General features: G+C 71.2%; 25 protein-coding genes. 11 read left to right on the top strand and 14 right to left on the bottom strand.

What is annotated here, in order from left to right; translation table 11 throughout:
• Position 1: 1 nt before the first annotated feature.
• Entirely contained in the window at positions 2-727 is a 726-nt protein-coding gene (locus ACIBEF_RS22960) for a protein phosphatase 2C domain-containing protein (protein WP_357207008.1), read from the bottom strand.
• Between the two features lie 271 nt (positions 728-998).
• Between ACIBEF_RS22960 and ACIBEF_RS22955 the strand changes: the two genes are divergently transcribed.
• Positions 999-3608: a glycoside hydrolase family 9 protein gene (locus ACIBEF_RS22955; RefSeq protein ID WP_396795207.1), complete on the top strand. Its 2610-nt coding sequence runs from the start codon at positions 999-1001 to the stop codon at positions 3606-3608.
• Positions 3609-3636: 28 nt separating this feature from the next.
• Here ACIBEF_RS22955 and ACIBEF_RS22950 read toward each other — a convergent pair whose 3' ends face one another.
• Positions 3637-4293, bottom strand: coding sequence for an HAD family hydrolase (locus tag ACIBEF_RS22950; RefSeq protein WP_396795206.1), 657 nt, complete (start codon positions 4291-4293; stop codon positions 3637-3639).
• 244 nt (positions 4294-4537) lie between these two features.
• Here ACIBEF_RS22950 and ACIBEF_RS22945 point away from each other — a divergent pair, with 244 nt between their 5' ends.
• A complete protein-coding gene (locus tag ACIBEF_RS22945; RefSeq protein ID WP_396795205.1) occupies positions 4538-5512 on the top strand; it encodes a hypothetical protein in 975 nt (324 codons plus the stop codon).
• A gap of 58 nt (positions 5513-5570) precedes the next feature.
• On the opposite strand, the gene ACIBEF_RS22940 is transcribed toward ACIBEF_RS22945, so the two are convergent.
• Genes ACIBEF_RS22940 through ACIBEF_RS22920 form a run of 5 tightly spaced genes read right to left on the bottom strand, consistent with a single transcriptional unit; the run spans position 5571 to position 10133 of the window.
• Positions 5571-5828 (bottom strand): UBP-type zinc finger domain-containing protein, encoded by a 258-nt coding sequence (locus tag ACIBEF_RS22940; protein WP_091401591.1) that lies wholly within the window; start codon positions 5826-5828, stop codon positions 5571-5573.
• Positions 5825-7396: a Na+/H+ antiporter gene (locus tag ACIBEF_RS22935; protein ID WP_396795204.1), complete on the bottom strand. Its 1572-nt coding sequence runs from the start codon at positions 7394-7396 to the stop codon at positions 5825-5827. The genes ACIBEF_RS22940 and ACIBEF_RS22935 overlap by 4 nt, the downstream gene beginning before the upstream one ends.
• A 37-nt stretch (positions 7397-7433) precedes the next feature.
• Positions 7434-8399: a TIGR03885 family FMN-dependent LLM class oxidoreductase gene (locus ACIBEF_RS22930; protein WP_396795203.1), complete on the bottom strand. Its 966-nt coding sequence runs from the start codon at positions 8397-8399 to the stop codon at positions 7434-7436.
• A gap of 42 nt (positions 8400-8441) precedes the next feature.
• Complete coding sequence (locus ACIBEF_RS22925; RefSeq protein ID WP_396795202.1) at positions 8442-9857, bottom strand: NADP-dependent succinic semialdehyde dehydrogenase; 1416 nt, start codon at positions 9855-9857, stop codon at positions 8442-8444.
• Between the two features lie 12 nt (positions 9858-9869).
• Positions 9870-10133, bottom strand: a complete 264-nt coding sequence (locus ACIBEF_RS22920; protein ID WP_091401582.1) for a DUF6343 family protein — start codon at positions 10131-10133, stop codon at positions 9870-9872.
• A gap of 123 nt (positions 10134-10256) precedes the next feature.
• On the opposite strand from ACIBEF_RS22920, the gene ACIBEF_RS22915 reads away from it, so the two are divergent.
• Together ACIBEF_RS22915 and ACIBEF_RS22910 are read left to right on the top strand one after the other, a co-directional pair.
• Positions 10257-10850: an antibiotic biosynthesis monooxygenase gene (locus ACIBEF_RS22915; RefSeq protein ID WP_355007186.1), complete on the top strand. Its 594-nt coding sequence runs from the start codon at positions 10257-10259 to the stop codon at positions 10848-10850.
• A 120-nt stretch (positions 10851-10970) separates the two neighbouring features.
• On the top strand, positions 10971-11822 hold the full coding sequence (locus ACIBEF_RS22910) for a GDSL-type esterase/lipase family protein (RefSeq protein WP_396795201.1): 852 nt from the start codon (positions 10971-10973) through the stop codon (positions 11820-11822).
• A 17-nt stretch (positions 11823-11839) separates the two neighbouring features.
• Here the strand turns inward: ACIBEF_RS22910 and ACIBEF_RS22905 are convergent, their stop codons facing one another.
• From ACIBEF_RS22905 to ACIBEF_RS22895, 3 genes are all read right to left on the bottom strand, one after another.
• On the bottom strand, positions 11840-12595 hold the full coding sequence (locus ACIBEF_RS22905; RefSeq protein WP_396795200.1) for an EcsC family protein: 756 nt from the start codon (positions 12593-12595) through the stop codon (positions 11840-11842).
• A 49-nt stretch (positions 12596-12644) separates the two neighbouring features.
• Positions 12645-12791 (bottom strand): hypothetical protein, encoded by a 147-nt coding sequence (locus tag ACIBEF_RS22900; RefSeq protein ID WP_167457721.1) that lies wholly within the window; start codon positions 12789-12791, stop codon positions 12645-12647.
• Positions 12792-12897: 106 nt separating this feature from the next.
• On the bottom strand, positions 12898-13758 hold the full coding sequence (locus ACIBEF_RS22895) for a peptidase M23 (protein WP_396795199.1): 861 nt from the start codon (positions 13756-13758) through the stop codon (positions 12898-12900).
• Positions 13759-14178: 420 nt separating this feature from the next.
• Here ACIBEF_RS22895 and ACIBEF_RS22890 point away from each other — a divergent pair, with 420 nt between their 5' ends.
• The 4 genes from ACIBEF_RS22890 (at position 14179) to ACIBEF_RS22875 (ending at position 17395) form a co-directional block, all read left to right on the top strand.
• Entirely contained in the window at positions 14179-15099 is a 921-nt protein-coding gene (locus tag ACIBEF_RS22890) for a proteasome assembly chaperone family protein (RefSeq protein WP_396795198.1), read from the top strand.
• A gap of 37 nt (positions 15100-15136) precedes the next feature.
• On the top strand, positions 15137-15934 hold the full coding sequence (locus ACIBEF_RS22885) for an exodeoxyribonuclease III (RefSeq protein WP_396795197.1): 798 nt from the start codon (positions 15137-15139) through the stop codon (positions 15932-15934).
• Between the two features lie 19 nt (positions 15935-15953).
• Positions 15954-16271, top strand: coding sequence for an antibiotic biosynthesis monooxygenase family protein (locus ACIBEF_RS22880; protein ID WP_396795196.1), 318 nt, complete (start codon positions 15954-15956; stop codon positions 16269-16271).
• Between the two features lie 116 nt (positions 16272-16387).
• The gene (locus tag ACIBEF_RS22875) at positions 16388-17395 is read left to right on the top strand and encodes an alpha/beta fold hydrolase (RefSeq protein WP_396795195.1); all 1008 of its coding nucleotides are present in this window, start codon (positions 16388-16390) and stop codon (positions 17393-17395) included.
• A 177-nt stretch (positions 17396-17572) separates the two neighbouring features.
• Here the strand turns inward: ACIBEF_RS22875 and ACIBEF_RS22870 are convergent, their stop codons facing one another.
• Together ACIBEF_RS22870 and ACIBEF_RS22865 are read right to left on the bottom strand one after the other, a co-directional pair.
• Complete coding sequence (locus tag ACIBEF_RS22870; protein ID WP_357264054.1) at positions 17573-18238, bottom strand: class F sortase; 666 nt, start codon at positions 18236-18238, stop codon at positions 17573-17575.
• Between the two features lie 235 nt (positions 18239-18473).
• Entirely contained in the window at positions 18474-19061 is a 588-nt protein-coding gene (locus tag ACIBEF_RS22865; protein ID WP_396795229.1) for a hypothetical protein, read from the bottom strand.
• Between the two features lie 208 nt (positions 19062-19269).
• Here ACIBEF_RS22865 and trmB point away from each other — a divergent pair, with 208 nt between their 5' ends.
• Together trmB and ACIBEF_RS22855 are read left to right on the top strand one after the other, a co-directional pair.
• A complete protein-coding gene (gene trmB / locus ACIBEF_RS22860) occupies positions 19270-19899 on the top strand; it encodes a tRNA (guanosine(46)-N7)-methyltransferase TrmB (RefSeq protein WP_396795228.1) in 630 nt (209 codons plus the stop codon).
• 135 nt (positions 19900-20034) lie between these two features.
• Positions 20035-22548: a DEAD/DEAH box helicase gene (locus ACIBEF_RS22855; RefSeq protein ID WP_396795194.1), complete on the top strand. Its 2514-nt coding sequence runs from the start codon at positions 20035-20037 to the stop codon at positions 22546-22548.
• Here the strand turns inward: ACIBEF_RS22855 and ACIBEF_RS22850 are convergent.
• The gene (locus ACIBEF_RS22850; RefSeq protein ID WP_396795193.1) at positions 22526-23665 is read right to left on the bottom strand and encodes an acyltransferase; all 1140 of its coding nucleotides are present in this window, start codon (positions 23663-23665) and stop codon (positions 22526-22528) included. The genes ACIBEF_RS22855 and ACIBEF_RS22850 overlap by 23 nt on opposite strands.
• 266 nt (positions 23666-23931) lie before the next feature.
• A complete protein-coding gene (locus tag ACIBEF_RS22845) occupies positions 23932-24663 on the bottom strand; it encodes a class I SAM-dependent methyltransferase (RefSeq protein WP_396795192.1) in 732 nt (243 codons plus the stop codon).
• Between the two features lie 371 nt (positions 24664-25034).
• On the opposite strand from ACIBEF_RS22845, the gene ACIBEF_RS22840 reads away from it, so the two are divergent.
• Complete coding sequence (locus ACIBEF_RS22840) at positions 25035-25679, top strand: hypothetical protein (protein WP_396795191.1); 645 nt, start codon at positions 25035-25037, stop codon at positions 25677-25679.
• Positions 25680-25940 lie beyond the last annotated feature (261 nt).

Here is a 25940-nt window from a genome sequence, read left to right as displayed (position 1 = left end):
TCTACTCCTCGACGACGTCGGCCACCACGACTGTGACGTTGTCCGGCGCGCCGGCGTGCAGGGCCAGGTCGATCAGCTTGGCGGCGCAGGCGTCCCGGTCCGGATAGCCGCTGAGCACCTCGGTGAGGGTGTCCGGGCGAACCACGTTGGAGAGGCCGTCGCTGCACAGCAGCCACCGGTCGCCGGCCCGGGGCACCATCGTCGCGTACGACGGGGAGACCTCGTCACCCTGTAACGCCTGGGTGACCACGGCCCGACGCGGGTGGCTGCTGGCCTGGTCGGCGGTGATCACGCCCTGATCCACCAGCATCTGGACGAAGGTGTCGTCCCGGGTGACCTGCTTGAGCACGCCCTCGCGGAACAGGTAGGCCCGGGAGTCGCCGACGTGCGCGAGCGCCAGGCAGCTGCCGGTACGGGCGAAGAGCAGGGCGGTCAGCGTGGTGCCCATCCCCTGGCGCTCGGGATCCTCGGCGACCGCCTGTCGGATCCGGGAGGTGGCCAGCGCGATGCCGCCCTCGAGCGCGGCCACCAGGGCGTCCTCGGGTGTCTCCAGGTCCAGCGGGGCGACCGCGTCGATGGTGAGGGCGCTGGCCAGGTCGCCGGCGGCCATTCCGCCCATGCCGTCGGCGACGGCGACGAGCCAGGTGCCGGCGTGCAGGGCGTCCTGGTTTCCGCTGCGGATCAGCCCACGGTCGCTCGTTCCCACGGAACGCAGCTTCAGGGTCATGGGTGGCAGCCTGCCAGGCGAAGGGCGCAGTTGTCTCTAGGAGATCAGGACGACGGCGCGTGGCGCGGCCAATCTCACGTCCGGGTGGTGGCGCGTCGGGGACGCCGCTCGGGCTGGTCGCCCTCGTCGGACACCGAAACCCATCCAACCAGATCAATTGACAGGGCGTGCTGGCACTGGAAACATCGAGCAGACACCTGGGAGCGCTCCCAGAGATTTCTCAGCTCCGTGCCACCACCACTGTCCCACTTCCCGTCCCGGAAGGACTCCCGTGACGCCATCCCGACGCCGCCTCCTGCTGGCTGCGGCGACCTCTCTGGCCCTCACCGGCGCGGGCGCCGGCGCGGCCCACGCCGACCCACCACCGGACGCCCCCGAGCAGATCGACAACGGCGACTTCAGCGAGGGTGTGAGCCCCTGGTTCTCCTTCGGCACCGGAGCGCTGGCGGTCACCGACGGCCAGCTCTGCACCACTGTCGCGGGCGGGCTTGCCAACCCGTGGGACGCCGGCATCGGCCAGGACGGCGTGCCGCTGATCGCCGGCGCCGAATACACCCTCGGCTTCGCGGTCTCCGCCACTCCCGGCGCCGCGGTCAAGGCCGTGTTGCAGCTCGGCAGCGCCCCGTACACCACGTACGCGGCCGTGGACGCCACCGCCACCGGCACCCTCCAGCGGGTCGAGCAGACCTTCACCGTCCCGGACGACAACCCCAACGCTCAACTGATCTTCCAGGTCGGTGGCGCCGCCCAGGCGCAGACCATCTGCCTGGACGACGTCTCGCTGCGCGGCGGCGAGCCGCCCGAGCCGTACGTGCCGGACACCGGGCCACGGGTCCGCGTCAACCAGGTCGGCTACCTGCCCGGTGGCCCGAAGAACGCCACTGTCGTCACCGAGGCCACCACGGCGCTGCCCTGGCAGCTGCGCAACGCCACCGGAACCGTCGTGGCCAGTGGCACCACCACCGCCCGCGGCGTCGACGCCGCCTCCGGGCAGAACGTGCAGACCGTCGACTTCTCCAGCTACCGCACCCCCGGCACCGGGCTCACGCTCACCGTCGACGGCGAGACCAGCCACCCGTTCGACATCTCCGGCGCCCTCTACGACCAGCTGCGCTCCGACTCGCTGCAGTTCTTCTACGCCCAGCGCAGCGGCATCGCCATCGACGGTGACCTGATCGGCGACGAGTACGCCCGCCCCGCCGGCCACCTCGGCGTCGCACCCAACCAGGGCGACACCAACGTGCCCTGCCAGCCGGGTGTCTGCGACTACTCCCTGGACGTGCGCGGCGGCTGGTACGACGCCGGCGACCACGGCAAGTACGTGGTCAACGGCGGCATCGCCACCTACCAGTTGTTGAACACCTTCGAGCGGACCAAGACGGCGGCCACCGCCAACGGCGGCGCCGAACTCGCCGACAGCACGCTGCGGGTGCCCGAACGCGGCAACGCCGTGCCGGACATCCTCGACGAGGCCCGCTGGGAGCTGGAGTTCCTGCTGCGCATGCAGGTGCCCGCCGGCAAGCCGCTCGCCGGCATGGTCCACCACAAGATCCACGATCAGAACTGGACCGGGCTGCCGCTGTCCCCGCAGGACGACCCGCAGCCTCGCGAGCTGCACCCGCCGTCGACCGCGGCCACCCTCAACATGGCCGCCACCGCGGCCCAATGCGCCCGACTCTTCGCCCCCTACGACGCGGCGTTCGCGACCCGCTGCGGCACTGCCGCGAAGACCGCCTACGCCGCGGCCAAGGCCCACCCGGCGGTGTACGCCAGCCCGACCGACGGCACCGGCGGCGGCGCGTACGACGACAGCTTCGTCACCGACGAGTTCTACTGGGCGGCGGCCGAGCTGTACCTGACCACCGGGGCGCAGAACTACCTGGCCGACCTGACCGCCTCACCGCACCACACCGGGAACGTGTTCGACGCCCGGGGCTTCGGCTGGCAGAGCGTGGCCGCACTGGGCCGCCTCGACCTGGCCACCGTGCCGAACGGACTGCCCGCCGCCGATCTGGCCCGGGTCCGCGCCTCGGTCACCGCCGCCGCCGACACGTACCTCGCCGAGCTGCGCCGGCAGGCGTACGGGCTGCCGATGCCCGGAGACGCCAACAGCTACTTCTGGGGCGGCAACAGCAACGTCATCAACAACGCGGTGGTGCTGGCCACGGCCTTCGACCTGACCCGCAACGTCGCCTACCGTGACGGTGCCGTGCAGGCGATGGACTACATCCTCGGTCGCAACGCCCTGAACATCTCCTACGTCACCGGGTGGGGAGAGCACGCCGCGGAGAACCAGCACAGTCGGATCTTCGGCCACCAGCTCAACCCGAGCCTTCCCCGACCGCCCGCCGGCTCCCTCGCCGGTGGCCCGAACGCGGCCCTGCAGGACCCGTTCGTGGCACAGTTGCTGGCCGGCTGCGAGCCGATGTTCTGCTACGTCGACGACATCAACTCGTACTCGACGAACGAGGTGGCGATCAACTGGAACTCGGCGCTGACCTGGATCGCCTCGTTCCTGGCCGACCAGGGTGACGCCGGCGCGGTGCCGGCCACCACCTGCACGGCGCGCTACACCAACTACGGCGCCTGGCAGGGCGGCACCGGGTTCACCGGGCAGCTGACCATCCAGAACACGGGCACCACCGCCGTCAACGGCTGGAGCGTGCGCTTCGCGTTCACCGGTGACCAGCGGGTCCGCGAGGCGTGGCTGGCGAAGGTCACTCAGTCCGGCGCGACGGTGACCGCGCGCAACGAGTCGCACAACGCCAAGATCGCACCGGGTGGCTCAGTGATGTTCGGCTTCAACGCGACGACCACCGGGGGCGCCAACCCGAGCCCCGGCCTGGTGACCGTCAACGGGGCGGCCTGCTCGCTGACCTGACCGACGCACGTCTCGCGCGGCCGGCGGGTCATCCGCCGGCCGCGTTGTGCTCGGTCACCAGGCTCGGGAGTTCGTCGAGCGAGTCGATCCGGAACAGGCACCGCTCGGCCACCGTGGAGGCGTCGAGGATGTGCCCCCACGGACCGCGTCGGATCAGGCACGTCTTCATGCCCGCCTCCAAAGCCGGGAGCACGTCGTTGTCGGGCCGGTCGCCGACGTACAGGATCGACGACGCGACACCACCGCCCGCGGCGACGACCCGCTCGAAGAACACCGGTGACGGCTTCGCCACACCCCACCCGTGCGACGTGCCGATCACGTCCACCGGAAGCTCGAGATCGCGCAGGGTCGCCTCCGCGTGAGCCGGCTGGTTACCGGCCAGGCCCACGAACAGGCCCTGGTCCTTCAAGGACTCCAGGCATCCCCGCGCGTCCGGGTAGAGATCCTCCTCGGCGAACGACTCCGGCTGGCCGGCCGCCGCCCGACGCTCCAGCTCGATGGCGAGATCGAAGTCGGGCCGGAAGACCCGGAACGTCTCCTGATAGTCCAGACCCCGGGCGATCACCGCACCGAAGACCGCCGAGAAGGTGTGCCGGGGCACGCCGAGCCAGTCGGCCCAGGCAGCGAACTCGTGGGACTCGTCGAGAATCGTCCCACCCACATCGAAGATGACAGTGTCAATCATGTCCGTCCCCCGTCGACGCTCACACCGTCGGTGAAGCATAGGCGGGGGTACGCGCAGCCGGCAGGCTTGGATGATCACTTGATGGGTGGCCGCACAGCGGTGGCGGTGTGGCGCTCCACAGGACAGTTCGGGGCACGCCGGCAGGGTGTCTGCGGCCGGCGCTGTCGAGCTGATGACCTGGACGAATCACCGGCACGCGGCAAAACCGGTGGATCGGACGCGCCGAGTGAGCCATGGTGACGCCATGGATGGCAGCGGTCTGGTTGACGATGATCTGGCTGGCGGTGGATCGACCGGTGGTGATCTGGCCGGCGGTGATCTGACTGGCGCGGAGCGTCGGGTGTGGGCCGCGATGCCGGCCGGGTCCCGCAGCGCATTGTCCGGGCTCTCCGGCGCGGACCTGCGCAGTCTGCTGTTGAGCGTGGCCCGCGACCGGGCGGCGACAGCGCGCCCGTCCGAAGTGGTACGACGGTGGCGCGAGGACCGCTTCGTCCGCCCGGCCCACGTCGACCCGCGCGCGCTCGCGCGGGTGGAGGCCCGGATGTGGCAACTGCTGCCCGCCGATGTCGCCGGGGTGGAGCTGTCGCCGGTCGTACCGGTCGGCGCCTGCTCGGCTGTCGCGCCGGTCAGCCAGAACAGGATCGTCACCACGATGCGCGCCAGCGAAGTGCTGAGCGATCCCACGAACGCCCTCGCCATCGAGGCGGCCGTACGTCGCCGCCGACAGAGCGAGGTGCACCTCGCCGCCGCCCACCGGGTGCTGCGGGCGCAGGATTTCGGCAGCGCCACGTCGGCGCACTTCCGGCTCTTCGCCCTGGTGTCCAGCGCCCGGGACACCGGCTCGGGCGACACGCAGGCCCGGCTGCTGGTCCGGCACCTCACCTACTGGCAGACCGTCCTCGCCGAGCTGGCACCGGCCGCCGCGCCTCACCTGCACGTCACCACGTTCGACAACGAGACCGTCGGGGAGCGGCTGGCCGATACGGTCCGACCGGCAGTCGACGCGGGTGTGGTGCCGCTCGTGGACGAACCGGAACGGTCTCGCGGTCGCGGCTACTACACGGGCTGCGCCCTGCGGATCACCGTCCTGGACGGCAGCCTGGAGATCGGCGACGGCGGCCTCACCGACTGGACCGCCCGGCTGAGCGGTGACGCGAAGGAACGCTGCCTCGTCTCCTGCCTCGCCACCGAACGTCTCGTCGACGTCATCAGCCGCTGAACCGGGCCTGACGACGACCGCCCCGCCCACCGTGCCCAACCCGGCCGACGGCGAACGATCAGCCGATCTCCTCGTCGACGAAGCACCAGCGCCAGGCCTCACCCGGTTGCGCCGAGCGGATCACCGGGTGGCCGGTGGACGCGAAGTGCTTGCTCGCGTGCTGGTTCGGCGACGAGTCACAGCAGCCGACCTGCCCGCAGCTCAGGCAGGTGCGCAGGTGCACCCAGTAGGTGTCGCCGATGGCGACGCAGTCCGCGCACTCGTCGGGGGTACGCGGCTCGGCGGCACCGGCCTCGGTCAGGTGCTGACAGCTCACTTCTCAACCTCTCGCAGCAGCGACTCTTCCAGGTCCAGGTCACGGTAGGCCTGCACCAACACTTCCTCAGGAATCCGACCGGAGTCCCGGGCCGCCCGGAACACGTCCCGCTCGGCGTCGATCATCTCCTGCCGCAGCCGACCGTACGCCTGCGACGGGGTCTCCCGCTCGTCGCCGCCGAGTCGTTCCCACGCCATGTTGGTGCGGTCCGCCACCGCTCGGCGTAGCCGGTCCACGACCGCATCCGGTGCGCCGTCGGCCAACTCGTCGAGGCGGTCCTGAGCGGCCTTGCTGGCCTGCTGCTGCACGGCGGCCGCGGAGAGCGCGTCCTGCACCGCGTCGTCCGGTGGCAGCTTCAACCGGCGGGCGACCAGCGGCAGGGTGGCGCCCTGGCCGACCAGGGTGAAGACGATCACGGCAAAGGCCAGCCAGATCAACAACGCCCTGGGGTACGGCTTGTCGTCGGCCAGGGTCAGCGGCAGGGCCAGCGCGGCGGCCAGTGTCACCACGCCCCGCATGCCGGCCCAGCCGATGATGATCGGGAACTTCGGTGACGGCCGGGCGTCACGGCGGCGCACCCGGGGGACCAACCGGGCCAGGTAGGTGGCCGGGAAGAGCCAGACGAACCGGCTCAGGAAGACGGTGGCGAGCACCGCGAAGGTGATCAGGATGAGCGAGCCGATCGGCTCGTCGAGGTCGTGCAACACCTCCCGCAGTTGCAGCCCGACCAGGAGGAAGACCAGGCCCTCCAGCAGGAAACGGACCAGCCGCCAGAACGCGCCGATCTGCAACCGGGACGCCGCCGACAGCAACTGGGGCAGCTTGTGCCCGAGCACCAGGCCGGTGACGACAACGGCGACCACACCGGAGGCGTGCAGGTGTTCGGCGGTGAACACCACAGCGAACGGGATGATCAACGACAGCGCGTTGTCCAGCAGCGGGTCGGTGATCCGCCGGTGCAGGAAGCCGAACACCAGCGCCCCGAGCGCCCCGATCAGGATGCCGCCGCCGGTGGACCGCAGCACCTCGATGGCGATCTTGTCGGCGCCGACGGCCGAGCCGATGGTGGCCATCGTCGCGACCCGCAGCAGCACGAGCGCTGTCGCGTCGTTGACCAGGCTCTCGCCCTCCAGAATGGTGACGACCTGGCGGGGCAGCCCGACCCGACGGGCGACGGCCGTGGCGGCCACGGCGTCCGGTGGGGCGACCACCGCGCCGAGGGCGAGGCAGATCGCGAACGGCAGCTGCGGCAACAGCAGGTGCAGCACCAACCCGACCACGAACGCGGTGAACAACACCAGGCCGACCGCGAGCAGCAGGATCGGCCGGATGTTGTTTTTGAACGCCGGCACCGAGGTCTCCAGCGCGGCCACGTAGAGCAGCGGAGGCAGGATGCCGACCAGCACCAACTCCGGCTCGAGGTGCACCTGCGGGAAGCCCGGCACGAACGAGAGCGTCAGGCCGAGGACGACCAGCACGATCGGCGCGAGCAGACCGAGCCGGCGGGCCAACGCGGCGCCCAGGGTGGCGATCGCCAGGAAGACGACGACCGGAAACAGGCTTTCCATGGGGTACGAGCCTAGGGGTACGCCGTTCCGGCCTCGATCAGCCGCCCGGGCGCAACTTCGGCAGTACCTCCGCGCCGAACGCGTCGATGAAGCCCCGCTGCTCCTGCCCGACGTGGTGCAGGGCGATCTGGTCGAAGCCGAGCTGCGCGTACTCCTCCAGCCAGCCGACGTGCCGACCCAGGTCCGCCGACACGTTCACCACCTCGGCGACCCGCTGCGGCGGCACGTCGGCGGAGACCACGTCGAAGTGTTCGACGGTCTCCAGGTCCCAGCAGACCGGCGGGGCGAAGACGTTGCTGCGCCACTGGTCGTGCGCGAGCGCCTCGGCCTGGGCCTGCTCGGGCGCCCAGGAGACGTGCACCTGGAGGTGCAGCGGCCCCCGCCCACCCGCGTCCCGGTACGCGTCGATCATCTCGCGCAGGTGCTCCACCGGGGCGTTCACGGTGATCAGCCCGTCCGCCCATTCGGCGCACCAGCGGGCGGTGGCCACGCTGACGGCGGCGCCGACCAGCGCGGGCGGCTGCTCGGGGCGGGTCCACAGCTTGGCGCGGTCCACCCGGACCAGGCCGTCGTGGCTGACCTCCTCGCCGGCCAGCAGGGCCCGGATCACGTCGACGCACTCCCGCAGCCGGGCGGCGCGCACGTCCTTGCGGGGCCACGGGTCTCCGGTGATGTGCTCGTTGCTGGCCTCGCCGGTGCCCAGGGCCGCCCAGAACCGTCCCGGGTACATCGCGCCGAGGGTGCCGATGGCCTGCGCGATGATCGCCGGGTGGTACCGCTGGCCGGGCGCGTTGACCACGCCGAACGGCATGCCGGTGGCCTGCAACGCCGAGCCCAGCCAGGACCAGGCGAAGCCGGACTCGCCCTGCCGGGCGCTCCACGGGGAGAAGTGGTCGGAGCACATGGCGGCGTCGAAGCCGGCCCGCTCGGCGTGCATCACCGCCTCCAACAGGGCGCGTGGACCGATCTGCTCATGCGAGGCGTGAAAGCCGAACGACGTCATGGGCACACCTCCTACCCACGTCCGCGTCGCCTGATGCGTGCCCTATTCCGCGTGTGCCCCCGCGCCGGCCGAGGCGGCGCCCTCGCCCACCCAGACCGTCTTGGTGTTGCAGAACTCCCGCATGCCCAGCGCCGACAGCTCCCGCCCGTACCCGGAGTTCTTCACACCGCCGAACGGCAACTCGGGGTACGAGGTGGTCATCCCGTTGATGAAGACGTTGCCGGCGTCCAGGTCGGTGGCGAAGCGCTCCTGCTCGGCCGGGTCCCGGGTCCAGGCGTTCGAGCCGAGCCCGAAGCTGGTGCCGTTGGCGACCTCGATCGCCTCCTCGTACGACGAGACCCGGAACAGGCCGGCGACCGGGCCGAAGACCTCCTCGGACCACATCCGCATCTGCGGGGTGAGGTCGGTGACCACCGTCGGCGGGTAGAACCAGCCGTCGCCGTTCGGCCGCTCGCCGCCGCAGAGCACCGTCGCGCCGTTGTCGACCGCGTCGCTGACCTGGGCGTGCACCTCGTCGCGGCCACGCTCGCTGGCCAGCGGCCCGACGTCGGTGTTCGGGTCCATCGGGTCTCCGACGCGCAGCGCTGCCATGTTGGCGGCGAACTTCTCGGCGAAGGCGTCGAACACGTCGGTGTGCACGATGAACCGCTTCGCGGCGATGCAGGACTGGCCGTTGTTCTGGCAGCGGGCGGTGGTGGCGACCTCGGCGGCCCGGTCCACGTCGGCCGAGGGCATCACCACGAAGGGGTCGCTGCCGCCGAGTTCGAGGACGGTCTTCTTCAGCTCCCGTCCGGCGATCTGGGCGATGGACCGGCCGGCGGGCTCGCTGCCGGTGAGCGTCGCGGCGCGTACCCGGGGGTCGCTGAGGATGTGGTCGACGGCCTCCGAGTCGACCAGCACCGTGGTGAAGGCCCCCTCGGGAAAGCCTGCTCGCCGGAACACGTCCTCCAGCAGCAGCGCGGTCTGCGGCACGTTCGAGGCGTGCTTGAGCAGGCCGGTGTTGCCGGCCATCAGCGCCGGGGCGGCGAAGCGCATCACCTGCCAGAGCGGGAAGTTCCACGGCATCACCGCGAGCACCACGCCGATCGGCTGGTAGCGGATGAACGCCCGGGTGGCCTTCACGGCGTCGGCGTCGGCCGGCTCGTCGGCGAGGAACGCGGGGGCCTTGTCGGCGTAGAAGCGGGCGGCGGTGGCGCACTTGGTCACCTCGGCCTGCGCCGCGACGTACGTCTTGCCCATCTCCGTGGTCATGATCCGGGCGATCTCGTCGCGCTCGGCGTCCAGCAGGTCGGCCGCGGCGTTCATCCACTGGGCGCGCTGGTCGACTGTCGTCGACCGCAGCTGGTGGAACGCGAGGTCGGTGCGCTCGATGGCGTCGTCGAGTTGCTCGGTGGACATCGCCTCATAGGTCTTGAGCACCTGTCCGGTGGCGGGGTTGGTGGTGGCGATGTGGGGCATTCCGTCCTCCTGTCACTCGAACAACGAGTGTCGTACGCCCGGCTCCTCGCGGCGGCGGGCGGCGCGGCGGCGCTGGATCACGACCAGGTCGACCACGGCGACCACGGCGAAGATCGCGCAGAGTACGCCGAGCCAGGCGATGCCGGCCCAGAACGCCAGCACCGCGAAGAGCACCATGATCACCAACCCGAAGCTGGCGAGGGTGAGCCGAAGGTTCAACGCGCTGTTCGCATGGCCGACCGTGCCACGGGCGCGCCGGGGCTGCGATCTCGTCATGCTCAGGGAGCTACCCCCGATCGGCCGGATTAACCTGTCCCGCGCGCCTGCACACCCGCGCCCGCCGGTGTGCTGCGGCACATCCGTTCGCGCCGCGGCCCCGGTCGACCGCAGGATGGGCGTATGTCAATGACCCTCGCCGTGCCGGTGACCGTCTCCATCGCCCGCCGCGTCGATCCCGGCCGGGCCAGCGAGATGGTGGCCTGGATGCGGGCCGGCACGGCGCTGGCCGAGGCGTTCCCCGGGTTTCTCGGCGCCGGCTGGGTGCAGAGCGGGCCCGGTTCGCCGGAGTGGCACATGCTCTACCGCTTCGCCGACGCCGAGACGCTGCGCCGGTGGGAGGAGTCGCCGCAGCGGCACTGGTGGCTCAGCTCGGCGCAGGGCATCGTCGAGCACACCCGGGTGGAGCGGCGTACCGGGATCGAGGGCTGGTTCGACAGGCCGCTGGAGCACTCGGTGGACCCGGTGGAGTTGGCCCCGCCCCCGTCGCCGCCCCGCTGGAAGCAGGCGGTGACCATCTGGCTGGCGTTCTTCCCCCTGAGCCTGACCGCCACCCTGCTGACGAGCCGCTTCCTCGACGCGGTGCCGCTGGCGGCCCGGGTGCTGCTGATGACGCTCTGCCTGACCCCGCTGATGACCTATCTGGTGCTGCCTCGGATCACCCGGGCGTTGCACTGGTGGCTGCACGGTCAACGGGCACCGTGGCGGGACGCATAGCACCTCGACGGCTTCCGCGTCGGCACTCTGCCGCATACCCGACAGCAACTTCCCGGCCAACCACATCCTGCGCATAGAGTTACCGCGCTGTCGCTCTGTGCTGCGGGAACGGGAGACGTCATGCCTCGACGCTGGGTCGCCGCACTGGCCTGTCTCGCGGCGCTGGTCGCACTGGCCTGCGAGGGCGGCAACTCCGCGGAACCCCGCCCCACCACGAGCGCCAGGCCGACGAGCGGGCCCGGCGGCATCGCCGCCCTCGGCGACTCGATCAGCACCGGCTTCGCCTCCTGCCTGGTGCTCACCTCCTGCGAGCGCAACTCCTGGTCGACCGGGGACGGGCTGCGGGTGCAGAGCCACTACCGGCGGCTGCTCGAACAGAATTCGGCGATCCGCGACCGGACGTACAACCATGCCCGTCCCGGCGCCCGCGCGGACGCCCTCGTCGGTCAGGCCCAGGCGGCGGTACGCGACCGCGCCGACTACGTCACCGTGCTGATCGGCGCCAACGACGTCTGTCGGGGCGGGGTGGACGCGATGACACCGGTGGCGCAGTTCCGGGCCGACGTCGACAAAGGGCTGCAGGTCCTGCGGACCGGCCGGCCCAAGGCCCGGGTGCTGGTGGTGAGCATCCCCGACCTGTACCGGCTCTGGGAGGTCGGGCACGACGACGAACGGGCCACCCGCGCGTGGCGGCGGGGCATCTGCCCGGCCCTGCTCGCCGAGGCGACCTCGACCGCGCCCGCCGACCGGGCGCGCCGGGCCGCCGTCCGGGACCGGATCGACGCCTACAACGCCGAGTTGAAGGCGGCCTGCCGGGCGTACGGATCACGGTGCCGGCACGACGGCGGCGCGTTGCACAAGGTCCGGTTCACCCTGGACCTGCTCAACCCGCTGGACTGGTTCCACCCCAACGCCACCGGCCAGGGCCGGATCGCCGAGGTGACCTGGCGCTCCTCCGGCCTGGCCAGCTGACGACCCCGGATGGGCCGTCAGGGTTGGCGCGGCTCCGGGACGCCGTTGCCGCGGGAGCCGTAGAGAGTCCGCGACCGCTGGGCGAGATCCTTCGTGGCCGACGAATTGGCCCAGGTGCCGAGCACGATCGCGGCACCGGGGACGATCTTGGCTACCATCCGTTTCGCGGCCCGAACGCCGGCCATCTGGGCTAGCCGGACGCCGAGTTGCAGCATGACCCGACCCAGCGGACGCTGGCCGCCCAGGCCGAAGAGCGCGTCGGCGCGTTCCCGCCCGGCGGCCACGCCGAGCGCCAGCCTGGCGCTCTCGGCGACCTTGTGCACCCGCTGGAGCACCAACAGGTCGGTGGCCCGGTCGCTGTGCAGGGGGTCGACGCCGTACGCGGCGGCGATGTGCAGGGCCATCCGCGCCTGGGTCCAGGCCAGCACGCCCACGTCGATCACCGCGCCGGGCAGCCCGGCCGCGCCGGAGACCGCGCCGGACAGTCGGGCCAGGTTGACGAACTTGCGGGCCGCCTGGTCGGCCAGGGCGTCGGCGGAAACGCCGGGCTGCTCGGCACGGGCCCGGGCGGCCCACTGCGCGGCCTCCGGCCCCAGGCGGCGCACCGCCTCCAGGGCAAGGTGCTCCGGCGCGTACTGCGGGTCGTCACGCATCCGGTCCCAGAGCCGGGCCGGCGGACCCTCGGGGGCGTCCACCGGCCCGGCCGGCAGGTCGACGGACGGCTGCGGAGTAGGGACGGCGGGCTGACCGCCGACGGGCGGGGTGTCGGTCACCAGGTCTCCCCAGGGGTGGAAACGGTGGACAGGGCGGCCGATGGAACGGTCAGCGGCGGCGGTTGGACAGCCGGGCCGCCAACCCCTTCAGCTTCTGCTGGTTGCCCGGCTTGGCCATCTCCCGACGACCTCGCTCCACCAACTGCTGCCCCTTCGGCGATCTCAGGAACGTGGTGATCCGCTGCATCAGTGACATGGCGTCCTCCTGTCGATGGTCCCGTAGTCATGTGTACCCCGAACCTGCAACACATGTACCCGGGATGCGACAGCCTCAACCCTGACCGTCCATAGTGGGCGGTAGGTTACCGCCCCGCCGGCACGATGGCGTCAACGACCCGGGTGGCCCGCCACTCGTGCTGCTGGTAGTGCTCGGGGTACGCGGAGACCTGCACCGCCTGGGCGGCGTCGGTGAGCCGCATCCGCTGCCAGCCGGGCACCTGCTCCAGCGCGCTGAGGAACTGCCGGGTGGCGAACTCGGGGTCCATCAGCTGCCCCACCGGGCCCCAGCCGCTGCTGGAACGCTGCTGGAACAACCCGACCGAGTCGTGGTCCCAGCCGACGCCCTGGTGGGGATAGTCCTGCGACTCGGGCAGCACGCCACTGGCCACGTTGTAGAGGTTGCTCTCCTGCATGGCGGTGGCCACCGCGATCACCAGACCCCGGCGCGGCACCCCCATCTTGCGGCCGGCACGGACGATCGCCTCGGCGTTCTCCATCTGGTCCTCGTCCAGCCCGGCGACCGGCGCCGGGTCGGTCGGGCGAGCCGGGGCGACCTTGCGGGCCGGCGCGCTGGTGTCCGGATCGGCGGGGCTCGCCGGGGCGGGCTGGGCGGAGGCGGACACGCTCGGGGCGACCGTGCGGTCGAGGGAACGGGACGCGCGCTGCTGCTCGGCGCGTTGCGCCAGCTCGGAGCTGGAGAGCGATGCACTCCGGGTCGCCGCGTCGGCGTCCTCGTTACGAACCTGGACGACGGCGGTCAGACCGAGGCAGCACACCACACCGGTGGCCAGCGCCAGCTGTGCCCGGCGTCGACCGGTCAGGTCCCGGGCGTACGCCCGGAGCCGGGTCGCGGCGGTTGTCCGTTCGGTTGAGGTGCCATCCTCCGTATCGGTAGTGGGGCTGCTCGGGGCGCACGGGTCGTCGAGGGTGCCGTCGTCACGCATCAACCGAGGCTAGGCAGGTGGAAACCCCGATCACGCACGGTGATCACGTGGCGCTCGACACAGATCGGAGCCGTACTGGTGGACGACCCGGGCGGGGTGACCCGCCCAGGGAACGGACCTCGCGTACCGGATGAAGCTGGCGCCGCACGCGGACCGGCACGGGCCAGGACGGGAGCGAACATTCCACCCCTGAGCCTGACATGATCGACAAACTCGGCCTTTGGGCCGAACCGTCCCTCGGCCGATCGGCCACGAGGCTCGGCCTGGTGGCGTAAACAGCCGATTAGTCCGGTCACGCCCACCACCCGGCCAACGGATCGCCCGACGCAGGAATGCGCCAGGATGGCGGGTACGTTGCCCGAACGGGTGCCCTCCGTCGTGACGGCACCCCGCAGGCACATTTCAGGGAGGTCCGCACCGGTGCTCGACCCACACGAGCTCTACCAGCTCACCGACGATCTGCCCGACCTCGGGCAGCCGGTCCTGATCCAGGCCCTCACCGGGTTCGTGGACGCCGGAAACGCCAGCCGACTGGCGCGTGAGCAGCTACTCACCTCGCTGGAGGGTCGGCCGATCGCCACCTTCGACGTCGACCAGCTCTTCGACTACCGGTCGCGACGACCGGTGATGACCTTCGTCGAGGACCACTGGGAGAGCGTCGACGCGCCCAAGCTGGAGCTGCACCTGCTGCAGGACGACGACGAGACCCCGTTCCTGCTGCTCACCGGCCCCGAACCGGACCTGCAGTGGGAGCGTTTCGTGGCCGCCGTCGCCGGGCTCGCCGCCCGGCTGGACGTCCGGCTCACAGTGGGGCTCAACTCGATCCCGATGGCGGTCCCGCACACCCGGCCGACCGGGGTGACAGCGCACGCCACCCGCCCCGAGCTGATCGCCGGCTACGAGCCGTGGTTGCAACGCGTCCAGGTGCCCGGCAGCGTCGGTCACCTGCTGGAGTTCCGCCTCGGCGAACAGGGCCGCGACGCGCTGGGCTTCGCCGCCCACGTGCCGCACTACGTAGCGCAGACCGAATACCCGGCAGCCGCCGAGGTGCTGCTCACCTCCGTGTCGCGCAGCACCGGGCTGCTGCTGCCCGGCGACGGGCTGCGCTCGGCCGCCGAGGTGGTCCGGGTGGAGATCGACAGGCAGGTGGCGCAGACCGAGGACGCCGCAGCCCTGGTCCAGGCGCTGGAGGAGCAGTACGACGCGTTCGCCCGAGGTCGGGGCGAGAAGAGCCTGCTCGCCCCTGATGCCGGCCCACTGCCCACCGCCGACGAACTCGGCGCCGAACTGGAACGGTTCCTGGCCGAACAGACCCGTCCCGGCGACACCCCGACTGGCTGACCCGGCGTCGCGGCGGCGAATGCGGCAGGCTGGGGGCATGCGCCTGGCGACCTGGAACGTCAACTCGGTGAAGGCCCGCCTACCCCGGCTGCTGGAGTGGCTGGCCGACACCGGGCCGGACGTCGTCTGCCTTCAGGAGACGAAATGCCCCGACGGCGCCTTCCCGGTCGCCGAGGTCGGCGCGCTGGGCTACACCGTGGCCAGCCACAGCGACGGCCGGTGGAACGGGGTGGCCATCCTGTCCCGGGTCGGGCTGGACGACGTCCGGGTCGGGTTCGCCGACGAGCCCGGCTTCCCCGAGCCCGAGGCCCGGGCCATCTCGGCCACCTGCGACGGGGTGCGGGTCTGGTCGGTGTACGTGCCCAACGGCCGGACGCCGGAAGACCCGCACTACGCGTACAAGTTGGCCTGGTTCGCGGCACTACGCGACGCGCTGGACGGCGAGCTGGCCGGCGGGCTGCCGCTGGCTGTCTGCGGCGACTTCAACGTCGCCCCGACCGACGCCGACGTCTGGGACCCGGCGGTCTTCACCCACTCCACGCACGTCACCCCGGCCGAGCGGACCGCCCTCGCGGCGCTGCGCGACCTGGGCCTCAGCGACGTCGTGCCCACCCCGATGAAGGGCCCGCACCCCTACACCTACTGGGACTACCGGGCCGGCATGTTCCACCAGAACAAGGGCATGAGGATCGACCTGGTGTACGCGTCCGCGCCGTTCGCCCGAGCGGTCCGCTCCGCGTACGTGGACCGGGAGGCCCGCAAGGGCAAGGGTCCCTCCGACCACGCCCCGATCGTGGTCGACGCTGATCTGGTGCCCGCGGTCGAGACGTTCTGAGTTTGGCTAGGGTGGGCAGATGGCAGTCGTGAAGATCAACGCGATCGACGTCCCGCCCGGTGGCGGCGCGGAGTTGGAGAAGCGGTTCGCCGCGCGGGCCGGAGCTGTGGAGAACTCCCCCGGCTTCCTCGGCTTCGAACTCCTCCGCCCGGTGGCCGGCGAGACCCTCTACTTCGTCTACACGAAGTGGGAGAGCGAAGAAGCGTTCCAGGCGTGGGCCGCCGGCCCGTCGCGCGCCGCCCACGCCGCCGCCCCCGGCGACAAGCCTCGTCCCCCGGTCTCCACCGGTGCCAGCCTGCTGGAGTTCGAGGTGGCGCTGCACGTCCCCCAGCCCTGAGCGACCCTCGCAGCGCTTGATCCACTCGGTTTCAAGGAAATCGGGGTGTCCGAGTCAGTGGGACACCCCGGTTTCAACGATCCCGTGTCGATCAAGCCCGCGGGCAACAGCTCTGGATGGACAGTCACCGCTTCTGGAACATGACTGAAACCACTTCCGCGGTCAGCTCGATCGCCCAGTCAAGCCGCGGACAGCTATTGCGGCCTCGGCACTCCAGACACCCGCCCACCCGCCACAGCTGGTCACGTGCCCGAGTCCAGTGCGCGTCGAGTATCCGCTGCACCATGAACAACTCGGTTGCCTTGGAGACCGGCTCATCGATCGGCACCGTGACCCCCGTTCGACCTCCACAGTCGGGGCGTTCGTCGCTTCGACCTATACCTGCTGTGATTCGCCACGGTCCCGCCTCTCCCGGTCGCTCTCTGCGGGGCTGGGGCGACAGCGGCAAACCGCCGAGCACAGCGGATCACGAGCCGTACAGCATGCGCTCGATCGCCCGCGACCAGGTCGAGGTGATGCGGAGCCTGGGCCACGAGCGGTTCCGGCTCGTCGGTCACGATCGGGGGGCCCGCTGCGCGTACCGGCTCGCGCTTGACGAACCGGACGTCGTCACCCGACTGGCCGTCATGGACGTGGTGCCCATCGGGGACGTCTACGACCGCGCCGACCGGACGTTCAGCCTGTCCTACTGGGTCTGGTCCTTCCTGGCCGCGCCGGCGCCGGTGCCCGAGCGGTTCATCGCCGCGGCGCCCACGGTGCTCGTCGATTTCATGCTCGACACCTGGCCCGAGGTGAAGGACGCCTTCCCGCCCGAGGTGCGGGCGGCGTACGTCAAGCAGTTCAGCGACCCCGCGACGGTGCACGCGATCTGCGAGGAGTTCCGCGCCGCCGCGACGCTCGACTACCAGCAGGACGAGGCGGATCGCGGCAACCGGCGGATCACCTGCCCGGTGCTGTTTCTCTGGAGCCGACACGGCCAGGTCGCGAAGCTCTACGACGACCCGCTCGCGATCTGGCGGGAGTGGGCCGACGACGTACGCGGCGAGCCGGTCCCGGTCGGGCACTTCATCCCGGAGGAAGCCCCCGACGAGACCAGCCGCCAGCTCCTGGCCTTCCTGAGCTGACCCCAGCCTGATCTGGGGCGCCGCCGTCGGCTTGATCCAACTGGGTCCAGCGAAACCGGGGTGTCCGGGCTGGTCCGACACCCCGACGTCAATGATCCCGAGTCGATCACGAGCAGGTGGCCGCGCGGGCGTCCGGCACGGCGGGGCGCACGGGCGTGCGGCCCTGGCCGGGGCGTCTCAGGGCTTGCGGGAGGACTGGAGGGTGGCGAAGGCGATCACGTTGTCGGCGTAGCCGGTGCGTCCACCGATGAACTGGCCGCCGCAGGTGATCAACCGCAGCCCGGCGGGGCCGTCGTGGCCGTAGATCCGCTCGGCGGGCAACTGGTCCTTCGGGAAGTGCTCCACGGTGTCGACTTTGAAGATCACCGTCGACCGGTCCGCACGGGCGACCTCGACCAGGTCGCCCGGCTTGAGCTTGCCCAGGTCGTAGAAGACCGACGGGCCGCTCTTCGTGTCCACGTGCCCGACGATCACCGCAGGGCCAGGCTCACCGGGCGTGGGGCCTCGGTCGTACCAGCCGGTCTCGTTGTGCCGTTCCAACGGCGGTACGGCGATCGAACCGTCCCGCGCCTGCCCGACGGGCGCCACCGGCGCGGTCACCTTGATCGCCGGCACCGAGAGGCGCACCGGGCGACTGGCCGACAGCCCGACCGACTCACTGCGGGCCGGTCGGTCACCGCCGGTCGGGGCCAGGTCGAACGGGCCGACCGAACGGCCCAGCCCCGCCCCGGTGGCGAAGACGCCGGCCAACACCAACACCACAGCCAACGGTATGGACCAGGGGCTGCGCCCGGACGGCCGACTACGACGCGGGGCGACGGCGGTCGGCGGACGCGCGGCCACCGACGGGCGGTCGGGGTCTGGCGGGCGCTGGGGCCGCGACGAGCGCTCGGGACCTGGCGGGCGGTCGGAGCCCGGCCAACCGTCGTCCAACGGCAGCCGGACGTCATCGGGCGGCGAGGCGGGGCGGCCGGCGAACGGCTGGCGGGCAGCGGCCGGCGGGGAGGCAGGACGACCAGGCGACGGCGGGCGTGAACCGGCCGGTGGCGGCGTGGGGCGGAAGATCGTCATGGCAGCCTCAGCGACGCACGGCGGCTCGGGGACGACGCAGGGCCATCACGGCGAGGACCAGCCCGGTGATGATCAGTGCCGCGCCGCCGGGCAGCAGCAGCTTGCCGGTGATCCCGCCGCTGCTCCCACCGAACCCGGTCGCCGGACCCCGACTCGGCTGAACGGGGACCTTCTTGACCACCTGGAGCATGGTCGAGGCGGTCTCGCCGTCGCGGCACTCCAGCTTGACCCGGTAGTTGCCGGGGCGGGTGCGCTCGCGGACCATCGGCGCGGCGGTGAGCACCCCACGCTGCGGCTGCACGCCGACCGCCCCGAAGGCGTCGGAGACCACGGTGGCGCCCACCGAGTTGTCCCGACAACTGGCCCGGATGCCGACCAGGTATCCGGGCTGCACCGTGCTGGGGCTCACCTCGACGAAGATGTCCACCGCCGGAGTCGGTTGGGGAGCTCCGCCGGGCGGCCCCCCGGGCTGCGGCGCTGGCGCGACGGCAACCGCCCGCTCGGGCGCGGCGAGGGCGGGAGCGGCGGCGAGCAGGGGGCCGGCCAGCACGGTCACCAGCGACAGCGTCATGACGCCGTGGGTCACTGTCACGATGCCCCCTCTCGACGCCGTGCGGCCGTGTCGGGCAGCGGAGCATCCGACCTGCCGTACCAGTTGGATCCTCTCATTTCCGGTCGCACATCACATCCGATCCGCTGGCGGCGTCGCGTACGCTCGTCTCGCTGTGACCGCCATCGACCATGACCCCGCCGTCCCGCCCGCGAGCCGGACGATCCGCACGTTCCACCCCCGCCGGGGTCGGATGAGCGACCGGCAGACCGACGCGCTGAGCCGGCTCTGGCCCACGTACGGCCTGGATGTGCCGGACGGACCTGTGCTGCCCGTCGACCTGGCCGACCTGTTCGGTCGCCGGGCGCCCGTGGTGCTGGAGATCGGCTCGGGCATGGGCGACACCACCGCTGCGATGGCTGCCGCCGACCCGGATCGAGATTATCTGGCGGTCGAGGTGCACACGCCGGGAATCGCCAACCTGCTGCACCTGGTGGAGCGCGGTGGCCTGCGCAACGTGCGGGTGGCGGAGGGCGACGCGTTGTCCCTGGTCAACGGCTTGCCCGAGGGTGTGTTGGACGCCGTGCACGTCTTCTTCCCGGACCCGTGGCCGAAGTCCCGCCACCACAAGCGGCGGATCATCCAGCCGACGCACGTGGCGCTGCTGCGGTCCCGGCTGCGCCCCGGCGGGATGCTGCACTGCGCGACCGACTGGGCCGAGTACGCCGAGGCGATGCGGGTGACCCTCGACGCGGACGCGGAGCTGGTCGACGCGTACGGCGGCTTCGCGCCACGGCCGGCGCACCGACCGGTGACGAAGTTCGAACGTCGGGCGATCACTGCCGGTCGGCCGGTCGCCGACCTGTTGTACCGCCGACGGTGACCGACGAAACGCGCCGACGGTGACCGACGAAACGCCCGAACCGGAACGGGGCGGGGCGTTCGGGATGCCCGGACGGGGGTCCGGTGCGGACCGGGTTGGCGTACCGGGGCATGATCCAGGCACCATGGACAGGCTATGACGCTCACCGCCGCGCTGCCGAGAAGCGCCGACCCCGACACCCTCTTCGACGCGTTCGCCGGCTGGGCGAAGGAGCGCGGCCTCGACCTCTACCCCCATCAGGAAGAGGCGGTCATCGAGATCGTCTCCGGCGCCAACCTGATCATGAACACGCCCACCGGCTCGGGTAAGAGCCTGGTGGCGGTCGCCGCGCACTTCGCGGCCCTCGCCGACAGCCGGACGACCTTCTACACCGCGCCGATCAAGGCGTTGGTGTCGGAGAAGTTCTTCGCGCTCTGCGAGGTCTTCGGCGCCGAGAACGTCGGCATGCTCACCGGCGACGCCAGTGTCAACGCGGACGCCCCGATCATCTGCTGCACCGCGGAGATCCTGGCGAACCTGGCGCTGCGCGAGGGCACCAAGGCCGACGTCGGCCAGGTGATCATGGATGAGTTCCACTTCTACGCCGAGCCCGACCGAGGCTGGGCGTGGCAGGTGCCGATCATCGAGCTGCCACAGGCCCAGTTCATCCTGATGTCCGCCACGCTCGGAGACACCACCCGCTTCGTCGACGACCTGACCCGGCGCACCGGGCGACCCACCGCCGTCGTGCGCTCGGCGGAGCGGCCGGTCCCGCTCATCTTCTCGTACGCGATGACGCCGCTGCACGAGACGCTCGAGGAACTGCTGGAGACCAAGCAGGCCCCGGTGTACGTCGTGCACTTCACCCAGGCCGCCGCGCTGGAACGCGCCCAGGCGCTGACCAGCGTCAACGTCTGCACCCGCGCCGAGAAGGACATGATCGCGGAGGCGATCGGTGGTTTCCGGTTCACCGCCGGCTTCGGCAAGACGCTGTCCCGCCTGGTCCGGCACGGCATCGGCGTGCACCACGCCGGCATGCTGCCCAAGTACCGCCGCCTGGTGGAGACCCTCGCCCAGGCCGGCCTGCTGAAGGTCATCTGCGGCACCGACACCCTCGGCGTCGGCATCAACGTGCCGATCCGCACCGTGCTGTTCACCGGCCTGTCCAAGTACGACGGGGTCCGTACCCGGCTGTTGAAGAACCGGGAGTTCCACCAGATCGCCGGGCGGGCCGGCCGGGCCGGCTACGACACCATCGGCCGGGTCGTCGTGCAGGCCCCCGAGCACGTCATCGACAACGAGAAGGCCCTCGCCAAGGCCGGCGACGACCCGAAGAAGCGACGCAAGGTGGTCCGCAAGAAGCCGCCGGAGGGCTCGATCGGCTGGGGCCAACCCACCTTCGACCGCCTCGTCGACGCGGAGCCGGAGCCGCTGACCTCCAGCTTCCAGGTCAGCCACTCGATGCTGCTCAACGTCATCGGCCGGCCCGGAGACGCGTTCACCGCGATGCGGCACCTGCTCACCGACAACCACGAGGAGCCCGCCGCGCAGCGCCGGCACATCCGCCGCGCCATCGCCATCTACCGGGCGCTGCGGGCCGGCGGTGTCGTCGAGGAGCTGCCCGAGCCCGACGAGACCGGCCGGCGGATCCGGCTCACCGTCGACCTTCAGCTCGACTTCGCTCTCAACCAGCCGCTCTCCCCCCTCGCGCTGGCCACCATCGAGCTGCTCGACGCCGAGTCCCCGTCGTACGCGCTCGACGTGCTGAGCGTCATCGAGTCGATCCTCGACGACCCGCGGCAGATCCTCTCCGCGCAGCAGTTCAAGGCACGCGGCGAGGCGGTCGCCGCCATGAAGGCCGAGGGCATCGAGTACGAGGCGCGCCTCGAACTGCTCGACGAGGTGACCCACCCGAAGCCCCTGGCCGAGCTGCTGGAGGCCGCGTACGAGATGTACCGGCAGGGGCACCCGTGGGTTGCCGATCACCAGCTCTCCCCCAAGGCCGTCGTCCGCGACATGTACGAGCGGGCCATGACCTTCACCGAGTACGTGCAGTTCTACGGGCTGACCCGCTCGGAAGGTCTCGTCCTGCGCTATCTGGCCGACGCGTACAAGACGCTGCGCCAGACCGTGCCCGAGGACGCCAAGACCGAGGAGCTGATCGACCTCATCGAGTGGTTGGGCGAGCTGGTCCGCCAGGTCGACTCCAGCCTCATCGACGAGTGGGAACGGCTGCGCAACCCGTCCGACGTGGCCGAGGTCGCCCAGGCGCACGCCGCCCTGACCGATCGGCCACCGGCGGTGACCCGCAACGCGCGGGCGTTCCGGGTGCTGGTGCGCAACGCGCTGTTCCGGCGCGTCGAGTTGGCCGCGCTACGCCGCTGGGACCTGCTCGCCGAGTTGGACGCCGAGGACGGCTGGGACTACGACGCGTGGGCCGACGCCCTGGCGCCGTACTTCGAGTCGTACGACTCGATCGGGGTCGGGCCGGACGCCCGCGGTCCGGCGCTGCTCATGATCGAGCAGGGCCGGGAGCGGTGGACCGTACGGCAGATCTTCGACGACCCGGACGGCGACCACGACTGGGGCATCAGCGCCGAGATCGACCTGGTGGCCTCGGACGAGGTCGGGGCGGCGGTCGTCCGGATCACCGACGTCGGCCAGCTCTGAGGTGTCGATCGGCGCGGTGCCGTCCGGCGGTGCCCGGCCGAAGGCCAAACAGCGCCGGGGTACGCCGGGCGGCCACGTCCTCGATCCAGCCGAACAGCAGCACCGCCCCGGCGGCCAGTAGGCACACCCCAGTCAGTCGCAGCGCGATCGAGGCCACCGAGTTGTACGGGAGCACCGGCGCGAGCAGCAGGAACATCCCGAGGCTGGCCGGGATGTGCCACAGGTAGATGGTGACCGCCCGGGCGTTGACCACCCGGAGCACGGCACCCAGCGGCCCCCGGCCGACCAGCCGGGGCTGCACTCTGAGCAGCACGGCGACGAGCGCCATCGACCACAGTGTGGTGCCACCCGCGATGTGGTTGAGGTCGACGGCCCGGCCGGTCACCATGGCGGCCACCACCCAGGTGCCGCCCACCCCGGCGAGGCCGGCCACGAGGCAGCCGTACCAGCGCCACGGGACGCGGTGCAGCAGTCGATCATGGTGGGCGAAGCCCAGCAGCCAGCAGGACAGGTAGGCGGCGACGAAGTAACCGGCGTGCACACCGCCGAGATGCATCCCGACCGGCAGCGCGGTGGCGACGCCGATGCTGGGCCACGGCCAGCGGCGGAACAGCCACAGCAGCACCGGCGAGAGCAGCACCAACCACAGATAGGTGACGACGTACCAGAGCCCGATGTGGAACACCCAGGCCCAGGACTGTCCACCCACCGGTGGCACCCGCAGGGGCAGCACCCACCAGAGCAGTTCAGCCCAGCCGGCCACGCCACTCGGCAGCGGACGCCACCCGACGAAGAGCACCACCAGTGCGATCGCGCCGAACGCCCAGTACGGCAGCAGCAGCCGGCGCAGCCGCCGAAGCACGGCCGGCGGACCGTGCCGGTCCAGCGACGCCGCCATCAACGAACCGGCGATGCCGAACATCAGGCCCATCGCCGGCACCAGCAGGCTCAACCAGATCCACCCGGTGACGTGGAAGATCACGACGCGGACCAGGGCGAGCGTCCGCAGCAGGTCCAGGTAGCGGTCCCGGCCGTCTGCGGGGTCGGCGGACTGGACGGCGCGCGCCGCCGTACCCCTACCAGGGATGACGACCCTGGACGCCTCACCGATGACCACAACGCACAATAACGCCACAACTAGGACAAAGTTCGCGGCATTGCGAACGCGAGTGACGGGAGCGGCCGGCCGTAGGCGGGCTGTTCCTCCGATCAGCCAGCTTCCCCCGACAGACAAGGGGCCGGATGGTCCGGATCCCCGGGGCAACCCTCACGCGCAGCAGCCCGGGAGGCCGGGCGGAGGCCGCGACGACCACCTACCGGCGGTGGGTCACGACACTTTCTCCCGAGTCGATGAATCTTGGATTGGCCGCTGAGCACGGCGTTCTATCGGAGGACGAGGAGGTCGAGTGCGTCGATGACTGGGCCGGATTCGGTGTGGGCGGCGAGGTGGAGTCGAGCCAGACCGGCGGCGTACTCGTTGTCGGTGATCAGTTGTAGGGGCGTGTGTGCTTCCCGGCGCATGGTGGCCGCGACGTCGCGAAGCGACGGTGCCGTGGTCTGCGGAACCTGTTCGAGTGCGATCGTCGAGAAGCCAGCGGCGGCAAAAGCCGCTTCGACGTCGTGCACGCTGGGGTAGGTGTTTAACACCCGGATGGCCTCGGGAAAGAAGCGGAACAGCGTGATTGCGTGGTGGCGGCCAGCGAAGGCGGAGCGGATCAGCACCGGCCCGCCGGGACGCAGCACGCGGCGCAGCTCACGTGCGGCAGCGGTCAGGTCCGGCACGTGGTGGATGACGGTGGACAGCCAGGCCGCGTCGACGCTTCCGGCCGCCAGCGGGACGTTGGCGGCGTCCCCGGCCAGGACCTGAGGGTGCAGGCAGCGGGCTCGCATGGCCTCGGCCGGCTCGACGGCGACAACGTCGATGCCGTCGTACCAGTCGGTGAAGGTCTGCGCCCACGCGCCGGTGCCCGCGCCGAGGTCGAGCAGGCGGGTGCCGGGTTGAGGGTTGAGGTGGCGGGTCACCGCGTCACGCCAGCCGGCGAGCGCCTGGTCGGACAAGTGACGGGTGGCCTCGAACGCTGCCGCGTCGTGGCTGTTGTAGGCGATGCGAGCCATGTCAGTGACCCAACCGCTTGCGTGCCGGCTGCGGCAAGGATGGATGCCGTGATTCACATACGTCAGTTCGCCTGGGCGGATGCGGTCGGCGGCTGTGACGATCCACGCAGGCGGGCAGACCACCGACGCTGACAAGAGGGGCCGCCCGACGTCCGGATGACTCGTGGCGCTCCGATCGGCTGGGCGGCGGGAGGCGATCGCTGCCCCGCCGTTGGCCAACGTCCCGTGGACCGGCCACCTTCGGCCGGACCGGATACGGGCAAATCGGCTGGTTGGCAGGAGGCGGCGATCCCCCCAACTTCGCTGGGCAATGTCAGACCCGTCGATTAGAATGTATGTACTAATCAAGATCCTGACCTGGGAGGACGCCCGTGACCGCGCCCGCCTCCACGCCCCTCACCCCCTACGCCACACTGCTCGGTTTCACCCGCTACGTCGACCGCACCGGCCCCACCAAGGCGACCTTCGTGGGTGGGCTGCGCAAGCAGCGCGCCAGCCGGTCCGGCTTCAACCCGCACGGCCAGTTCGTCAAGGCACTCAAGGCCGACATCGCCTTCCACACCGGCGGCACCCACCTGGCCGGGGTGGCCGACATCGTCAAGCCACGATGGCGGCCGCTCTACCAGGCGCTCGTCCCCGGTGCCACGACCTGGCTTCGCTCCCTCGGCGAGCCGGCCGCCCTCGATCTCGCCCAGACCCGCGACGCCCTGGCCATGCTGGGCGACCTGCCCGTCAAGATCAACCCCCACTTCGGGGTACGCCACGCCGACGGCCGCGCCGAAGCGATCCGCCTGCACTTCGACGAGGCCCCACCGAGTGAGGAATCGGTGCTCGCCACCCTGCACCTGATGGCCCGACACATGGACGCGGTGCTCCCGCACGCCGAGCCGGTCCTGGTCGACGTCCGCCGCGGCCTGGCCCACCGCATGCCCGCCGACGCCAAGCCCGACCAGATCGAACGATGGCTCTCCGGCGAAGCAGCCGCCTTCCGCGCCATCTGGTCCACCGCCGCCTGACCCACCCCCGACCTCCACGTCCCACCCACCCACACACCCCACCCGCTCCCGCGGCGCTCTATCCGCCCAAGATCCGCGCAACTTCCGGGATGCTGCTGTCTCGCGTCGCGAGGAAGCAGCAAGAACAGCGAAGTTGCGCGGATCTTGGCGTTCCGGCCCTGGTTCAGGGTTATCCACAGGGGCTGCGGGCGAATGCTGGACCCGGTCATGGTTTCTGACATGCCTGTTCCCCCACGACGGCCGATGAGCCTGCAGGGACGC

The organism is Micromonospora sp. NPDC050795, assembly GCF_044456785.1.
Taxonomy (GTDB): domain Bacteria; phylum Actinomycetota; class Actinomycetes; order Mycobacteriales; family Micromonosporaceae; genus Micromonospora.
Note: the sequence above shows the minus strand (reverse complement) of the source record. Positions and strands in the feature narration are given on the sequence as shown.

Excerpts from the sequence above, each read along its gene's own strand:
- ACIBEF_RS22900 (WP_167457721.1), bottom strand. The coding sequence starts at position 12,791 with ATGTCACTGATGCAGCGGATCACCACGTTCCTGAGATCGCCGAAGGGG.
- ACIBEF_RS22895 (WP_396795199.1), bottom strand. The coding sequence starts at position 13,758 with ATGCGTGACGACGGCACCCTCGACGACCCGTGCGCCCCGAGCAGCCCC.
- ACIBEF_RS22910 (WP_396795201.1), top strand. The coding sequence starts at position 10,971 with ATGCCTCGACGCTGGGTCGCCGCACTGGCCTGTCTCGCGGCGCTGGTC.
- ACIBEF_RS22945 (WP_396795205.1), top strand. The coding sequence starts at position 4,538 with ATGGATGGCAGCGGTCTGGTTGACGATGATCTGGCTGGCGGTGGATCG.
- ACIBEF_RS22930 (WP_396795203.1), bottom strand. The coding sequence starts at position 8,399 with ATGACGTCGTTCGGCTTTCACGCCTCGCATGAGCAGATCGGTCCACGC.
- ACIBEF_RS22915 (WP_355007186.1), top strand. The coding sequence starts at position 10,257 with ATGTCAATGACCCTCGCCGTGCCGGTGACCGTCTCCATCGCCCGCCGC.
- ACIBEF_RS22875 (WP_396795195.1), top strand. The coding sequence starts at position 16,388 with ATGGACAGTCACCGCTTCTGGAACATGACTGAAACCACTTCCGCGGTC.
- ACIBEF_RS22845 (WP_396795192.1), bottom strand. The coding sequence starts at position 24,663 with ATGGCTCGCATCGCCTACAACAGCCACGACGCGGCAGCGTTCGAGGCC.
- ACIBEF_RS22880 (WP_396795196.1), top strand. The coding sequence starts at position 15,954 with ATGGCAGTCGTGAAGATCAACGCGATCGACGTCCCGCCCGGTGGCGGC.
- ACIBEF_RS22855 (WP_396795194.1), top strand. The coding sequence starts at position 20,035 with ATGACGCTCACCGCCGCGCTGCCGAGAAGCGCCGACCCCGACACCCTC.
- ACIBEF_RS22960 (WP_357207008.1), bottom strand. The coding sequence starts at position 727 with ATGACCCTGAAGCTGCGTTCCGTGGGAACGAGCGACCGTGGGCTGATC.
- ACIBEF_RS22950 (WP_396795206.1), bottom strand. The coding sequence starts at position 4,293 with ATGATTGACACTGTCATCTTCGATGTGGGTGGGACGATTCTCGACGAG.
- ACIBEF_RS22925 (WP_396795202.1), bottom strand. The coding sequence starts at position 9,857 with ATGCCCCACATCGCCACCACCAACCCCGCCACCGGACAGGTGCTCAAG.
- ACIBEF_RS22935 (WP_396795204.1), bottom strand. The coding sequence starts at position 7,396 with ATGGAAAGCCTGTTTCCGGTCGTCGTCTTCCTGGCGATCGCCACCCTG.
- ACIBEF_RS22885 (WP_396795197.1), top strand. The coding sequence starts at position 15,137 with ATGCGCCTGGCGACCTGGAACGTCAACTCGGTGAAGGCCCGCCTACCC.
- trmB (WP_396795228.1), top strand. The coding sequence starts at position 19,270 with ATGAGCGACCGGCAGACCGACGCGCTGAGCCGGCTCTGGCCCACGTAC.
- ACIBEF_RS22920 (WP_091401582.1), bottom strand. The coding sequence starts at position 10,133 with ATGACGAGATCGCAGCCCCGGCGCGCCCGTGGCACGGTCGGCCATGCG.